Source organism: Hallerella succinigenes (assembly GCF_002797675.1).
GTDB classification, from domain to species: domain Bacteria; phylum Fibrobacterota; class Fibrobacteria; order Fibrobacterales; family Fibrobacteraceae; genus Hallerella; species Hallerella succinigenes.
Genome location: NZ_PGEX01000001.1, coordinates 2,531,536 through 2,545,851, shown reverse-complemented (window position 1 = coordinate 2,545,851; position 14,316 = coordinate 2,531,536). Strand labels below are relative to the sequence as shown.

The 14,316-nt window shown below is 48.0% G+C and carries 13 protein-coding genes; 1 reads left to right on the top strand and 12 read right to left on the bottom strand.

The window, feature by feature from the left end:
* Window positions 1–118 precede the first annotated feature (118 nt).
* The 11 genes from BGX16_RS11695 to BGX16_RS11645 form a co-directional block, all read right to left on the bottom strand.
* A complete protein-coding gene (locus BGX16_RS11695) occupies window positions 119–1,453 on the bottom strand; it encodes an SIMPL domain-containing protein (RefSeq protein ID WP_198514918.1) in 1,335 nt (444 codons plus the stop codon).
* A 107-nt stretch (window positions 1,454–1,560) separates the two neighbouring features.
* A complete protein-coding gene (locus BGX16_RS11690) occupies window positions 1,561–5,061 on the bottom strand; it encodes an EAL domain-containing protein (RefSeq protein ID WP_100426192.1) in 3,501 nt (1,166 codons plus the stop codon).
* A gap of 174 nt (window positions 5,062–5,235) precedes the next feature.
* The gene (gene dtd, locus BGX16_RS11685; protein WP_100426191.1) at window positions 5,236–5,670 is read right to left on the bottom strand and encodes a D-aminoacyl-tRNA deacylase; all 435 of its coding nucleotides are present in this window, start codon (window positions 5,668–5,670) and stop codon (window positions 5,236–5,238) included.
* A 3-nt stretch (window positions 5,671–5,673) separates the two neighbouring features.
* Entirely contained in the window at window positions 5,674–6,525 is an 852-nt protein-coding gene (locus BGX16_RS11680; RefSeq protein ID WP_100426190.1) for a patatin-like phospholipase family protein, read from the bottom strand.
* On the bottom strand, window positions 6,522–7,208 hold the full coding sequence (locus BGX16_RS11675) for a lysophospholipid acyltransferase family protein (protein WP_241899553.1): 687 nt from the start codon (window positions 7,206–7,208) through the stop codon (window positions 6,522–6,524). Before BGX16_RS11675 ends, BGX16_RS11680 begins: the two co-directional genes overlap by 4 nt.
* A 23-nt stretch (window positions 7,209–7,231) precedes the next feature.
* A complete protein-coding gene (gene fabZ, locus BGX16_RS11670; protein ID WP_100426188.1) occupies window positions 7,232–7,675 on the bottom strand; it encodes a 3-hydroxyacyl-ACP dehydratase FabZ in 444 nt (147 codons plus the stop codon).
* Between the two features lie 2 nt (window positions 7,676–7,677).
* The gene (locus BGX16_RS11665) at window positions 7,678–8,409 is read right to left on the bottom strand and encodes an SDR family NAD(P)-dependent oxidoreductase (RefSeq protein ID WP_100426187.1); all 732 of its coding nucleotides are present in this window, start codon (window positions 8,407–8,409) and stop codon (window positions 7,678–7,680) included.
* 17 nt (window positions 8,410–8,426) lie between these two features.
* The gene (locus BGX16_RS11660; protein ID WP_100426186.1) at window positions 8,427–10,823 is read right to left on the bottom strand and encodes a beta-ketoacyl-[acyl-carrier-protein] synthase family protein; all 2,397 of its coding nucleotides are present in this window, start codon (window positions 10,821–10,823) and stop codon (window positions 8,427–8,429) included.
* A 40-nt stretch (window positions 10,824–10,863) separates the two neighbouring features.
* Window positions 10,864–11,109, bottom strand: coding sequence for an acyl carrier protein (locus tag BGX16_RS11655; protein WP_100426185.1), 246 nt, complete (start codon window positions 11,107–11,109; stop codon window positions 10,864–10,866).
* 113 nt (window positions 11,110–11,222) lie between these two features.
* Window positions 11,223–11,636 carry an acyl-CoA thioesterase gene (locus tag BGX16_RS11650; RefSeq protein WP_100426184.1) on the bottom strand — a complete coding sequence of 138 codons (414 nt, stop codon included), beginning with the start codon at window positions 11,634–11,636 and terminating at the stop codon, window positions 11,223–11,225.
* A gap of 14 nt (window positions 11,637–11,650) precedes the next feature.
* Window positions 11,651–12,784, bottom strand: a complete 1,134-nt coding sequence (locus BGX16_RS11645) for a BamA/TamA family outer membrane protein (protein ID WP_100426183.1) — start codon at window positions 12,782–12,784, stop codon at window positions 11,651–11,653.
* Window positions 12,785–12,978: 194 nt separating this feature from the next.
* On the opposite strand from BGX16_RS11645, the gene BGX16_RS11640 reads away from it, so the two are divergent.
* Window positions 12,979–13,236, top strand: a complete 258-nt coding sequence (locus BGX16_RS11640; protein WP_100426182.1) for a hypothetical protein — start codon at window positions 12,979–12,981, stop codon at window positions 13,234–13,236.
* A 92-nt stretch (window positions 13,237–13,328) separates the two neighbouring features.
* Here the strand turns inward: BGX16_RS11640 and BGX16_RS11635 are convergent, their stop codons facing one another.
* Window positions 13,329–14,309 (bottom strand): GSCFA domain-containing protein, encoded by a 981-nt coding sequence (locus BGX16_RS11635; RefSeq protein WP_100426181.1) that lies wholly within the window; start codon window positions 14,307–14,309, stop codon window positions 13,329–13,331.
* Between the last annotated feature and the right edge of the window lie 7 nt (window positions 14,310–14,316).

The window sequence follows — 14,316 nt, the reverse complement described above, 5'->3', positions numbered from 1 at the left end:
TCAATAAATCGCCGAGCTTGGGCACTTGCTCGGCAGCGCCATGCTCTTTGCCATTCTGAACCTTTGCCAGCTTCTCGGTTGGACTTCCCTGAGATCAGTTTGCAGGGAATTCACCCATCTAATTCAATTCGACTACAAGATTTGTCGAAGCCTTGACTTCGACGGAATCCGCGATAACATTTCGCGAAGAACCTCCGCCAAGCAACATCGTGTCGTAGGATTTGGCACGCGCATCGCCCAGCACGGTAATGCCCTCATACATACTTGAACCATCGCTCACCTGTTGCGTTTTACCGAGCTTCATGTCCAAGCCGTCCGCAAAAAGCTTTGCCTTCGCCAAAGCCTTTTCGCCCGACTTCAAAATCACCTGAGCTTCTAACAGCTGACGTTTTTTCAACAAGGGAAACGTTCCATTGCACTGCAAATCCGCATTCGGGGCAAGCAAATCGATCAAGGCTGTTGCGAGTTCCTTCGAATCCGTTTTCACATGGATTTCTTGTATCGCCTCATAGCCCATAAACCGCCTACCGCCATCTTCATATTCCCACTTCTTTTTAAGCGACATCCGCTGCACCGAAATATTGGATTCCGGAATTCCCAGCGTCTTGATCTGAGCTATCACGCTTTGGCTCTTTTCATCCATTTTCCGATACAAAGCCTGCTTATCTTTTTCAACGCATTCCAAAGAGAAGCTGCCTAGGAATTCATCTGCCGGATACCTGCGTTCCACCGTTGCCTCCACCGCCAAGAAAGACTTGGCATTGCCATCATCCGAGTTTGCAATCGACATCGAAAGATCCATGTCAACGCCCAGGGAAACCGAATCCGCCATATTAAACTTGGACGATTCCACATCCCCACGCACAAACAGGACCTTTCCCGTTTTTTCCCCGACGCCTTCCGCATAATGGTCCGCCTGAAGCAGCGCTTTTTCACAGGCTTTTTTCACGATCGCCGCCTGCAAAGAATCTTCATCCTTTAGCAAGGCGTTTGTCTGCAAAATTTCTACGTCCGGAATTACCGAAAGCAGTTCGCTCAAAGAATCCGCAGACTCCTTGCTCGACACCGAAATTTTAAAGTTCTGACGGGCAACAAATTTTTGCGTCTTGAGATAGTTCCAGGGCTTTTCAACTTGCAAGCTGTTCTGTTCCACGTTTTCTTCGGAAATGCCCATCGACTTCGCATATTCAAAAATCTGGCTTCGACGAACATCCATATCCTTAAAAAGCTTTTCCTTGTTTTTACCGTAGAGTTCCACGTTAAAAACAAGTCTGTATTCGTTCGCTACAAAGTTCTTTTCTTCCGAAACAGAAACATGGATCGACGGAGTTTTCTCCGCATTTCCCGAAGCGGTCGGCTTGATTCCTTTTTTCGAGTCTCCACGGTTAAATACTAGCATTGCACAGACGAATGCAAGAATGATGAATGCCGCAATAGATACCTTATTACCCATATCAAAAACTCCTTTTCCAGGTCTATCTTTAAATGGCATTTAAAGACGCGTCGCTCTTTTCAAATTAGCACAAACGTCTTTGGAACACACGATTTTCTAAAATAATTTTACAAAATAGCGTCCGGATTCTTCAGCCATTTTTCGATGACAATATTCAGCGGTTCCGCCTTGCCGTAGAACCATCCCTGGATACATTCACAGCCGATTTCCTTCAAGAAATCCACCTGCTCCTGAGTTTCTACACCTTCGCAAAGCGTGCGAACGCCAAGTTCTTTCGCCATCGCCACAATCGAAGAAATAATCGCCTTGGACTTTTCTCCAAAATTGCGCATAAAGCTCATGTCAATCTTGATTTCATCGAATTCAAATTCGCGGAGCGTACCCAGCGAAGAGTAGCCACTGCCGAAGTCATCCATCAGCACTTCAAAACCCGACGAACGGAAGAGCTCGATTTCTTTTTTCATCTTCTTCGGGTCCGTCATCACGCAGGATTCCGTAATTTCCACCTGGAAATACTTCATCGAAATCTTGTGTTCTTCCAGGAGTTTCTTAATTTCTTCACGCGGATTACCCACAATAAAGTCCATACGCGACAGATTAAAGGATATCGGAATTTCCTTGAAGCCCATGTTGAACGTTCTCTTGTAATCTCTCGCCAGTTCTTCCACAATGAACATATCGAGCTTGTAAGTCAAGCCGAATTCTTCAAGAACAGGAATGAAGTCCGCCGGCGAAATAAATCCGAGAACCGGATCAATCCAGCGTGCGAGAACTTCAAAACCTACCAGCTTGCCCGTTGCCGTACTGATCTTCGGCTGGTAATAGGCATGGATATGTCCCAAGGCCATCGCATTGTCAATGTTGAAAATGACAAAGTCACGAGTTTCAAGGCTCTTCTTCATCTTTTCATCGAAATAGGTGAAGTGAGAGGCATAATCACGGTTATGGTCACAAGCCGTTCTTGCACGGTCTGCCGCAAGGCTTGCAAAGCTCGGATTGTCGGAGTCGTCCACGTAGATACCGGCGCGAACCTTCAACGACGTGCCGTTATTGCACTGCGCCATCATATCAAATACGCGATTCACGTTTTCTTCAACAGCCGTATTCGTCGTCACCACATAAAAACGGTCTTCGCCAAAGCGAGAGCAGCTATCCTTGCCGTAAACCTTTTTCAAAATATCGGCAAAAGCGATCAAAAGTTCATTGCCTTCCTGCAAACCGAAGCGTGTATTATAGCCCTTCATGCCATTCAGGTTGAAGGAAATCATGACCGGAGTCTTACCAGATTTGTGAATCGGATGTTGTGGAGCTTCGATCATTTCAAGGAAGTAAGACATCGTCGGAAGACTCGTCAACGTATCGTACTGCGTTTCATAGGCTGCGATAAAGGAGTCTAGCATCGTCTTTTCTTCGTTGTTTTTAAAGAGCTTTCCGTAGCCCGCCACATTCTTGAAAACGCCGGACTTCGTCTTCACACGAATGCTTGCACGGTGCGAGAATTTTTCCTTATACATGCGGTCATCTGCAACACGCATCAATTCCCCTAAAGAGGAACCCTGGAATTCTCGACGGGATGCAAAGCCACACGAAACAGAAAGACTTTCCACCTTTTTACCCTTCCAGGAGGCAAAGCTCTTTTTCAATTTCTGTCGCAGCTCCTGCAGAGCCTCTTCCGAGCACCAGAAAATCGCGAAGAATTCATCCCCACCCACCTTGTACACCTTTCCATAAGGTGCAATAAACAGATCCAGACATTCACCAGCACCCTGAATCAATTCGTCGCCAGCAGCATGTCCCAAGGAATCGTTCGTATCCTTCAACGCATCCAAGTCCATCACGCCGACAACTAAATCGAGACTCAAGCGCTTTTCCAAAAGTTTCTGGAAATCTTCATTAAACGCTCTACGGTTCGGCAAATCCGTTACCGCATCAAAACGAGCCTTCTGATTCAAATCCTTCTGCAATCTCTTCTGGCAAATCACATAAAGCAAGAACGAAAGGATTAAGCACACCAAAAAGACGAGCACACCAAGAGAAGCCTGGATATGCGACTGCACATAATCCCAGAAGGTAAACGCATAGGAAGCTTCCGTATGGCGCACCAGGGATTCCGCCATATTATCTGCGCCAAATAACGTAATACCGCGGTCCAAGATCCTGAGCAGTTCTGGATTTTCATGGCTCACACCAAAGGACCAGCTACTCATCGTCTTCAGTTCTTTGCGCTTCAAAGTATAATTCTGGTGCAAATTGACCATCGAACGGTAAACATTCAGCAGAGTTCCATCCGCTTCGCCGTTTTCCACCGCCTTAACGCATTCGAGCCAGTTCTTGAAACGGACAGCGGTCGCCTTGGAATAATGATCCGAAAATACCGCTTCCTGCAACGGCGTGTCTTCCGAAATCGCAATTCGAATTTTCGAGCACTGCTCATCCGTCAGGCTTTCCATATTATCCAGCAAGTTCGCCTTGGAGTCCTCGCGATAGGCCCAGACCATTGGCGAAGAAGAAACCCTCATACTCTGGAAAAAGCCATATCTTTCAGAGCGGTAATCATTGGCATAGATCGGTATCGCCAAATCGATTTTACCAAAGACAAGGTCCGAAATCATCTGACGATAGCTCTTGTACCCGTGATACGTCAGCGTCGCCTGAATGCCATAAGATTTTAAGGTAAATTCCAAGACGTCCTGAAAAAGCCCCTTGGCTCGGCCGTCACTTCCCGATTCGCTAAACGGTGCATAGCCTTCAAAATAACCGACGCGCAGCTGTTCGTGATTGTTGATCCAAATTTTTTCTTCCACCGGCAAAATATTTCGCGTCGCTATTTCGCTATAATACTTGTCTTCCAAATCCATGAAGAAATGCGGAGAAGACGAATAAATAATCCCAATCGCACGGCTGAGCTCCGGCATCAAGTAAATGCTTCTAAGAGAAATACCGATGTACTTATTAACCGAAGATACCTGCACCACAGGCTGCATTCCATCGTCCTTAAAGACCTGGTTCTCCAAGTCCCCGACCAAGTCTATCTTCCCTTCATGAAACGCTCGTACACGCAACGTGTCCGCCGAAATATTTGCTACAGTATCATCATAAAACGGGACGACCGTATAATCAAAGCCGGTCATCGCTTTCCACTTCCGCACAGACTGTTCCGCCAAAGAACCCGCAGTCACGCCAATCTTCTTTCCGATGAGAGACGTGTAATCTACATAGTCATTCATTTCTTGCGTACGGCAGTAAACAAAATGCGACTCTACAAGCATCGGAACATGCGGGACACGCAGAAACCGGAAAAGAGCAGAATCTGACGGTACCCCCGCCAAAATATCAATCTTTCCATCCATACGGCGCAAGCTTTCCAGGTGCTCTTCCAGGGTTCCCGGGACATATTCCAATTCCCAGTTCGCATAGCGAGCTACACTCTGCAAAACTTCATAAGCATAGCCCGATTTAGGGCCATCAGCTCTGCCTTCTTGAAAGTTTTCCTTTTCAAACCAACCGACTTTAACGACGCGCGCATCTTTTGCATAACCAAGTACGGCAAAGCAAAGAATCACCCACAGGCATCCCCATAATTTTGCGAATGTATTTTGCTTCCCCATGACCAATTTCCCGCTAAAGATTTGACATTTTCAAAATAATAAGAATCCCTAAAATACTTCGAAGTTCTTCCATAGAACATCCGTTTTCGAGAACTCTTAAAATTTGAAGCTCCACTTCAAAAATATATGCCCGAAACGCTAGATTTTTACGAAATTTTCAAAAAAGTTTGTTTTTTAGTCGAGTAAAATGGTAAATGGTCCATCATTTACAAGACTTACCTGCATATCGGCGCCAAAACGACCGGTTTGCACCACCGAAACAGACTTTTTGCATTCGCAAACGATATACTCGTAAAGTTCGTTCGCAAGCGTCGGGTTTCCTGCCCCGTTAAAAGTCGGGCGATTTCCCTTGTGGCAGTCTGCATACAGCGTGAATTGCGAAACGAGCAAAAGTTCCCCCTTCACATCCTGGATCGAAAGATTCGTCTTGCCATGATCATCGGCAAAGATGCGCAGAGAAAGCATTTTACGGACTAAACGGTCGGCGATTTCCTTCGTATCCGTTTCCCCGACACCTATCAGCACCATGTAGCCTTTACCGATTTGACCGACCGTTTCTCCGTCGATTTCCACCTTGGCACTTGTCACACGCTGAATCAAAAATTTCATTCATTATTCCGCTTTCAAAAAAGCCTTCAAAGCGTTCATCTTCCGGCGCGCATAATCGCAACCGTGGAAGTAAGAAGCATTCAATTTATCGAGATCCGTTTCAAAGAGATCGCAAAGATCGACCTCCGGACGCATCAAAAAGACCTTGCCTTCTTTTTCCAAGCGTTCCAGGTCTTCGAACATCCGCTGGTAACGGCGATAACGTACCATCAAAGCGCGGAAAAGATCCAAATACTTGTGTTTGAACATCGGATTCAAAACAGCGCTGTACTTGCGAAAATCCGAAACCGCTTCCCCCGGATAATGTGTAGAAATGGCGACGACCTTGTCACAGCCCATTTCAAATGCCCGGCGGTACGGAATCGGATCGGTCACACAACCGTCCACATAATGCTTAGCGCCGATCTGCGCCACCGGAAAAAGCATCGGCACCGAACAGCTCGCGTTCACAATGTCGAGTAAACGCTTTGGATCGCTAGGTTCCGACATGTAAACGGGACGGCCCGTTTCACAGCAGGTCAGTGTAAATTCGCATTTCACCGGAGAAGCAAAGAAAGTATCAAAGTCAAACGGAATATGACCGTAAGCGGCTCCGTAATGCAACGCTCGGGATTCCTTGCGGATTCCATCTAAAATGCGATGTGCCTTTTTTTCGCCGCGTTGAAGTTTGGTCGGCATAATAATGTAGCGCAAGCGTCCTTTCTGCTTCGTCACATAGTTCATCGCCGCATGACCGCCAGCCGAAACGCCTCCGATATACGGAAACTCGATATTCTCATCAAGCATCGTATCGAGGACACCTGCCGAAAAGATCGTCTGGCGGGAACCGCCTTCTAGTACCAGGCCGATTTTCAATTCGCCACCTTTTCTGCAGGTGTATTTTCTGCAGTCGGAAGTTCTGTGAACGGTTTGTTCAGCGCTTGCAGCTTTAATGCCCAAACCTTTTGTCTAAAGTATTCGCTGCGTTCCGCAAGGTGCACCGACGAAGGAATCCCTTTGACTCGTTCAATCTTTTCGGCGTTACCGATGATGACGCGCGTCTTGTGTCCGCGTTTGTAAATACCGTCGAGTCCAATGGAAATCACCGGAGCGCCCGTGCTGCGGGCGAGGAACGCAAAGCCCGTTTTAAATTCGTTCAAAAGGCCGTCTTCACGGCACTTGCCTTCTGGGAAGATAATTACCGAATTGCCCGCTTCAAGCTGTTTCTTCGCCTTCAATGCCCATTCCGTGTCCAAGTTAAAGCGGTCGCACGGCACCACATTCGCACGTTTTAAAATCCAGTGGAACTTCGGCATTTCATACCAATCCTTTGCCACGACAATGCTTCTCTTATGAAAGAACAGAGCGAGCAAAAGAATCGGATCGTTCGTCGAAGTATGGTTTGCAATAATCAGGGACGGCGTTTTCAAGTTTGTCGACTGCACCGACGGATCGGTAAAAACAAGCTGCGGACGGTAAGCGATATGAAAATACGCCCAGCCCGCCCGTTCAATGAAGCGGACGACAGTCTTCAAAAAGAATTCAACAATCGATTTCACAGCCATTACACAGTTTAAAAGCCTTACTTGCCCAAGGAATCTTTCGGAATCGTCGTAAAGGTCAAATCGCCCTTCGCATGTACCACACCGTTCACCTTGACGACACAGTTAAAGCCCACAAGAACTCCACCGCCCTTCGTCTTCGTCACGGTCATTTCCAGCTGATCGCCCGGAATCACAGGCTTTACAAACTTAAAGCCGTCGATCTTCAAAAGCACATAAAGCTTGTCATCCAAGTCTTCCGGCTTCTTTTCGATCACGAGCGAGCATAGCTGAGCACAGCTTTCCACAATCAGAACGCCCGGCATAATCGGGGTTCCCGGAAAGTGGCCCATAAAATACGGTTCATTCACGCTCACATTCTTGATGCCGGTCGCGGATTCGTTCAAAACGAGTTCCGTTACCTTTTCCACCATCTGGAACGGCGGGCGCTGAGCGATCTTCTGGCTGATTTCGTAAATGTTCATGCTCACAGGGAAAGGCCTCCGTCGAGAACGAACACCTGACCCGTTACATAAGCAAACTGATCCGAAACAAGAGCGGAAACCATGTTCGCCACTTCATCTGCCGTACCGAAACGCTTGAGCGGAATCTGCTCCACATAAGCCTTGCGCTTTTCTTCCGGAATCGCTTCAATCATTTCGGTTGCGATAAAGCCCGGAGCCACCGCATTCACGCGAATGCCATAAGCGCCAAGTTCCTTGGCGAGAGTCTGGGTCAAAGAATTCACCGCACCCTTGGTAGCGCTGTAAACGCTTTGACCGGCGAGAGCAAACTTCGAACTCACAGAGCTCATATTGATGATCACGCCTGACTTCTGCTTAAACATTTTTAGGGCGACCTGCTGAGCACAGTAGATGTAACCCTTCACGTTCAATTCAAAGCACTTGTCAAGAGTATCCGGACTAATCATCAGAAGATATTCGTCGCGGACAATGCCAGCATTGTTCACCAGAACATCAATACGACCGTAAGCCTTTATGACTTCACGAATCATGAGCTTCACCTGGTCGAGCTTCGAAACGTCGGCCTTGTAAATCATGCCTTCGCTGCCAGCCGCCTGAATCTGCGAAAGGGTTTCCTTTGCAGCTGCGTCAGAACTCGAATAGTTTACAACGACCGTGTAGCCGTCTTTAGCCAAGCGAAGGGCGCAAGCCTTGCCGATCCCCTTCGAAGCGCCTGTAACCAGTGCAACCTTCATCCTGTCTCCTCTAAACCTTACTTACCAAAAACGACTGCGCTGTAAGAGCCACCCGCAGCAAACGAAATCACAAGAATCTTCTTCAAGTCCTTGGATTCCACCATCTTCGTCGACACGGAACCGTCCTGGGCAATGAAGTAAGCTTTTTCACTCTTCAGTTCCGAACTGAGGAGAAGAGCCGCTTCCGCAGCGGCGAGCGTTGCCGAAGCAGCACGGCCTTCACCGACGCGTTCCTTCACTTCAAAGACCGGCTTCGAAGCAATCTTGTCACCAAATACGCGGATCAAAGATGCCTTTTCGATGTTATCCACCTTCTTAAAGCCATCCGCAAAGCCACAGACGGCATCGATATCATCGATCGAAAGGCCCGAGTCCTTCAAGGCTTCCTGGATTGCATTGTCCAAAGCTTCTCCCGAGCCTTCGATCTTGCCGAACTTCACGTTCTTACGGCCGTTGCCGTAGCCGAGAGCGTAGCAGTAGATCTTGGCATCGCGAGCCTTTGCCTGTTCTTCGGTTTCTAAAAGAATGGACACGCTGCCATCGCCCAAGACGCAGCCTTCGGAATCCGAATACGGTGCAACGACCTGGTCGGCGGCAAAATTCAACTTCTGGGCGAATTCCGTGATAATCGGGAGGTTTTCATCCGTACCCGTTGCCATCATCGCCTTTTCCTGACCATCGTGGATCACGTTCATCGAGTAACCGATGCTGTCGAGGCCAGAAACAGGGCCTGTCGTAATCGTTACGCCGTAGCCTTTGATACCCGAACAAATCGACAGGTAACCGCCAGCGGCATTGTAAACCGTGTGCGGGAACTTGAAGGCACTGCCCTGAGCATTGCCGAGATTCGTGATCAGTTCTTCAAAATCATAAGTGGCACCGAGCCCACCTTCCGAGGTTCCGACGATAATGCCGATTTCCTTCGCATTTTCTTCGGAAACCTTAAAGTTTGCGTCCTGGAGGGCACGCATGCCCGAAACCGTCTGCAGTTGACCCAAATTGTCAAGCTTGCGGTAGAACGCCATCTTGATGCCGAGTTCCTTGTAATCTTCCAAGGAAATGGTCGAATGGATCGAAGCGCTTTCCGGCTTCACATCCTTTTCGATTGCCGAAACGAAAGCGGCCTTGCTGTTGCCGAGAGGACATACAATGCCAAGACCCGTCACCGCGATTTTCTGATCCTTCGCCGTCTGGTAAGAGACATTCGCCGCTTCCTTGGAGAACACGATGCTCGCATTCGTACCGCCGAACGCGACGTTATTGCTCATCACGCACTTCAAAGCCTTCGCATGCGGCACGTTCTGTACAAAGTCCATTTTGCCGACCTTTGCCTTCAACGCTTCGGAATCTTCTGCGGAATAATGCAGAGTCGGAAGCACGGTATCGGTCGTCAAGGCCTTGATGCTGAACACGGCTTCGATCGCACCCGCTGCACCGAGGCAGTGGCCCGTCATCACCTTGGTCGAGCTCACGCTGACCGTCGGGTTTTCTTCACCAAAGAACTTGGTGAAAGCCGTAATTTCCGCATTGTCGTTCTTGCCCGTACCCGTTCCATGTGCATTCACATAGCCGATATCGGACTTCTGAATACCGGAATTCTTAACAGCGCGATTCATCGCTTCCGTCAAGCAAAGAGCATCTTCACGCGGAGCCGTGATATGGTGAGCGTCACTCGTGATACCCGAACCGAGAATTTCGCAATAGGTTTTTGCACCGCGCTTTTGAGCGTGTGCATAAGATTCCACGATTACAATGCCCGCACCTTCGCCGAGCGTAATGCCATTGCAATGATTGAACGGAGAACATCCGTTTTCATCCAAAGCGTGCAAGGAAAGGAATCCGGAATATGGAACTGCGGCAAAAGAATCCGCACCGCCAGCCACGACGACATCTGCCTTGCCCGCGCGAATCAAGTCGCAAGCGAGAGCGATGGAAATCGTACCGGCTGCACAAGCATTTGCCACGTTCGTTACAATGCCACCTGCGCCACAGGTTTCCGCCACCTGGGACGCAATGGCCGCAATCGGCATTTTGGGGATATCATTTGCGTTTTTGCCGTTCTGGTGGTAATGTTCCACGCTGATCACGCCGCCAACACAACTTCCGATAATCACGCTCACACGCTGGTCGTCGGCAAAGTTGCCAAGACCTGCATCCTGCAAGGCTTCATTTGCTGCCTTGATGCAAAGTTTTGAAACACGATCCTTCTCTTCCGGAGCGTCGATCGCGTCCAAAGTATCGCAATGGACTTCAGCAGCGAGGTTCGCGTAACACTTGTCTGTATCCACAGAAGTGGTCTGATGAATGCCCGAAACGGAGTTCAGAGCGTTCTTCCAAGTTTCTTCAACATTGTTACCGACAGCGCAAATCACGCCAAGGCCGGTAACGACACAGCGACTATCGTTCGAAATCATGATATCCTATCCAAAAACCAGTAAAAAAAGCACAAAGCGATTAAGCTTGGTGCTTTTCGATGAAATCAGCGATCGTATCAATGCTCTGGAACGGTTCCTTTCCAGCACCGGTCATCGAAACGCCAAAGTTGCTGTCGACAAAGGAAATGATTTCCAAAGAGTCAACGGAATCAAGCCCAATTTCTTCACCAAAAAGCGGGGTGTCGTAGTTCAGAACGTCGCCATCGACGCCGAGATCCGACATAAAGAATGCCTTGAGCTTACTTTTCACTTCTTCGTTGTTCATTTTTACCTCATTTTAGAATTTTTGAAAGAATAGAAAAAAATTACATCGTTTTCACATCCAAACCGACTTTTAAACGATAGGAAGCGAGAATTTAACGATAAAAACTAGTCAAATCAGCTCTTTTCCGGAGGAAAGAAGAGATCCACCTGCGGAGGCAATTCCGCAGTCGGTTTGCCATCCTTCAAAAAACAGTGCAAAGAATACCCTTCCGCACAGAGCGTTCCCTTGACATAAGCGCAGTAATGGAACTTAAAATGAAGCTTGCCCTTGCGCATCAGGGTCGTTTTCACATCCACCGTATCGCCGTAATGAGTCGGGTAACGGTAACGCACGTTCAGTTCCAAGACAGGGCAAAGAAAGCCCTGTTTTTCCACATCCGCATAGGTCGATCCGACCGTTTTAAAGAATTCCGTTCGAGCCTGTTCAAACCAAACTGCATACACGGAATGGTGGACCACTCCCATCTGATCGGTTTCCGCATACCGGACATCAATATGGCTTGTATACTGAATCTTACACACTTCCATAACAGATTTTCCCTTTAAAACGCCTGTCTTACATAAAAAGAAAGCCCGACGTGGTCAAAATCTACCCAGGAGACATCGGCGCGGGCGAACAAGCGCTCCTTCAAGTTCAATCCGAGCAAAGCGCCAAAACCCACAGCCCTATGCCAGTCGTTGCGCATCAATTCGCTAAAGTAACCGCCGACCTTTCCACCTTCAAAAAACACATGGCCCCCGAGTCTCCAACCGAAATATTTACGGATTTCCGACTGCAAAATCAATGACTGATTGTCGTTAAAGTAAAGGCTTTCCACTCCGCGGAACCTCTGAACGCCATCGGGCCCTGCGAGCATATCAAACGGGACATTTCCTTCGGCGCGTTGCCACAATAGACCGAAAGCGGCAGTCGCCTGTAAAGGAATCGGAGTGTAACCCCTTAAATCCAGGCTTTCTATGTCAAAGGAGTAATCGCCAAAGGCTTCCGCATAAAAAATCTGTTTCCACTCCGCCAAAAAGCCATGGGCAGTCCAGTTCGTATTGTCGCGTGTATCGATGCCGAACAGGTATCCAAGTCCATTTCGCCATCCCGACTGCGGATCGGGAAAGTCCATATCGGATTCGCGGAACTGGATCTTGGCATGCTCTATGTGGACTTCCATCCCGTACTTGAACCAATCGGGAACAAAAGCCTTCGATTCAAATTTAGAGCAGAGAGAGAACTTTTCCTTGTCGTAATTCGTGAACGTGTTGATATCCGGATCGTTCCCCGAACCATAATAACTGGTGATCCAATCCTGATACTTGAGCGCGAACCAGCCGCTGATCAGGTCATGATACAAGTAAAAAAAAGGTTCGAGCACAAACTGCCATTGTCCACGGGAAGATCCGTAAGCGGTCAAGCCGATTTCCGGAACCTTGCCGCCTTTTTCATCGGGTTTGATAAAAAAAAGAACCATGGCTCCGTACAGGACTTCCGTCTCTTCGGTATAGCCTAAAACCGGGACTAGAGAAAAACGTTGGAAGTCATCCGCTTTTTGGCGGGCAACAATCTTTGACGAATCCACAAGAAGCGTGTCCACAAGCGGCACGCCCTGCAAATTATCCAGCGCATCTGCAGACGCAAACGAAGCGACTGAACACAGAAGTCCAACAATTTTCCACCAAAGCCTCATGACGGGCGGACAATATAGAAATCATTTCTTTTTCCATACGCTATTTTATGCACGATTTCGAGGCAAAAAGCCCCTATTTTTGATGGGTATATTCCAAGTTGTACTATAAATTGAAGTCCGTTTCACATTTTTTTCTTGGATTTCTGAAAAACGGAATTGATTTTAAGAAAGAAAGGAAAAAGGAACCGTAATCCATGAAAAAAATTTCTCTTGCAGCTCTTCTCTTTGGCGCCACCTTCTTCACCGCTTGCGCAGGCACTCACACTCCGAATGTCGCAGCAATGCCTGATCAGGCTCCTGTCGTTGCTGCACCGGCGATGTCGACTGAAACCTTCAACTGCACCGATGGAACCATTGTGGCAGATGAAAACCTTTGCCCGATTATTATTGATGAAATTTCTGGCGAAGAAGTCCTTGGCGTTGCTGCGGTCACCCAAGTATCTCTTCTTTAAGCCGTATTCGTTACAGCTTCCCTCCTCAAGTCCTCTCTTTACAGAGAGGATTTTTCATTTTCCAAAGAAAAACGGATCCAGAAAGCTAAATCCTAAATAAAAGATTCAAAACGGCGGATTTCTGCACTTAAGTCCAAGCCAGGGATCTGCGCCTGCAAATCTTTTGCCTGCAAGAGAGCGTTTTGAGCAAAGGTTTTGACCTTGAAAGAATCCGCATCGAAAATTCGATGGTTCGAAAGCTTTAAAAAGCTTTCTACTCGGGAAAGATTTCGCCGCGTTTCCTCGCTGAAATAAGACTCTCCGCATTTTTCAAAGATGTAATCTTCCGCGGTCGAAGACAGATGAATCATGTCAGCAGCGTAAAACCTGTAATCCCGAAGCTCGTCCATGGCAATTTCATAGCTCGGGAAATATTCCACATTTTTGAAAGTGTTTGCGACAGAATTGGCGCCGAGCAAGAGGGTCGCCTTGGAAAGCTGATTTCCATGAGCCCCGTCCTTGAAATGGCGCAGCGGTGAAACGGTCAAAACGATGCGCACCTGCGGATTCAATGTTTGCAAGCTTTGAACGGCACTTTCTAACGCAAACACGATGCGTTCTACCGAAACGAGTTCCCGGCGAAACAGGTTTGCATTTTGACGATGGCAATTTGAAACGACCGTTCCGGATTCCTGAAGGAAGTAGCAGAAAGCCGAGCCGAGCGTCATGAAGACGACGTCTGCCTTTTGCAGAAAAGCGTGTGCAGACTCCACGGCGCCATTCATTTGTTGTAGGCACAGGTTCGAATCTTTGGAAGAGAAGCTTCCGTGAAAATCCCAGCAGTGGTAGTTTTCGCCGTCAAAGAAAATTTCGTCCGCGGTATAGAGCTTTTTGTTGGCAATCCGTTCCAGCATGTTCGCCACCGAAAGCGGATTGTAAACGATTCCAAAGGGATTGACCGCTGTACGGAAGCAGAGATCGGTGAATTTATGCGAAATATTTTCTGCAAAGCAAGATCCGATAAAGGCGACGTTCGACTTCCAGTCAATGCGGATATCGGATTTCGGGATTTCTACCGGAGTCGTCCATTTCATGCTTTGC

Bases quoted from the DNA above. Each gene is read 5' to 3' on its own strand.
- BGX16_RS11695 (WP_198514918.1), bottom strand. From the start codon at position 1,453: ATGGGTAATAAGGTATCTATTGCGGCATTCATCATTCTTGCATTCGTC.
- BGX16_RS11690 (WP_100426192.1), bottom strand. From the start codon at position 5,061: ATGGGGAAGCAAAATACATTCGCAAAATTATGGGGATGCCTGTGGGTG.
- dtd (WP_100426191.1), bottom strand. From the start codon at position 5,670: ATGAAATTTTTGATTCAGCGTGTGACAAGTGCCAAGGTGGAAATCGAC.
- fabZ (WP_100426188.1), bottom strand. From the start codon at position 7,675: ATGAACATTTACGAAATCAGCCAGAAGATCGCTCAGCGCCCGCCGTTC.
- BGX16_RS11665 (WP_100426187.1), bottom strand. From the start codon at position 8,409: ATGAAGGTTGCACTGGTTACAGGCGCTTCGAAGGGGATCGGCAAGGCT.
- BGX16_RS11660 (WP_100426186.1), bottom strand. From the start codon at position 10,823: ATGATTTCGAACGATAGTCGCTGTGTCGTTACCGGCCTTGGCGTGATT.
- BGX16_RS11655 (WP_100426185.1), bottom strand. From the start codon at position 11,109: ATGAACAACGAAGAAGTGAAAAGTAAGCTCAAGGCATTCTTTATGTCG.
- BGX16_RS11650 (WP_100426184.1), bottom strand. From the start codon at position 11,636: ATGGAAGTGTGTAAGATTCAGTATACAAGCCATATTGATGTCCGGTAT.
- BGX16_RS11645 (WP_100426183.1), bottom strand. From the start codon at position 12,784: ATGAGGCTTTGGTGGAAAATTGTTGGACTTCTGTGTTCAGTCGCTTCG.
- BGX16_RS11640 (WP_100426182.1), top strand. From the start codon at position 12,979: ATGAAAAAAATTTCTCTTGCAGCTCTTCTCTTTGGCGCCACCTTCTTC.
- BGX16_RS11635 (WP_100426181.1), bottom strand. From the start codon at position 14,309: ATGAAATGGACGACTCCGGTAGAAATCCCGAAATCCGATATCCGCATT.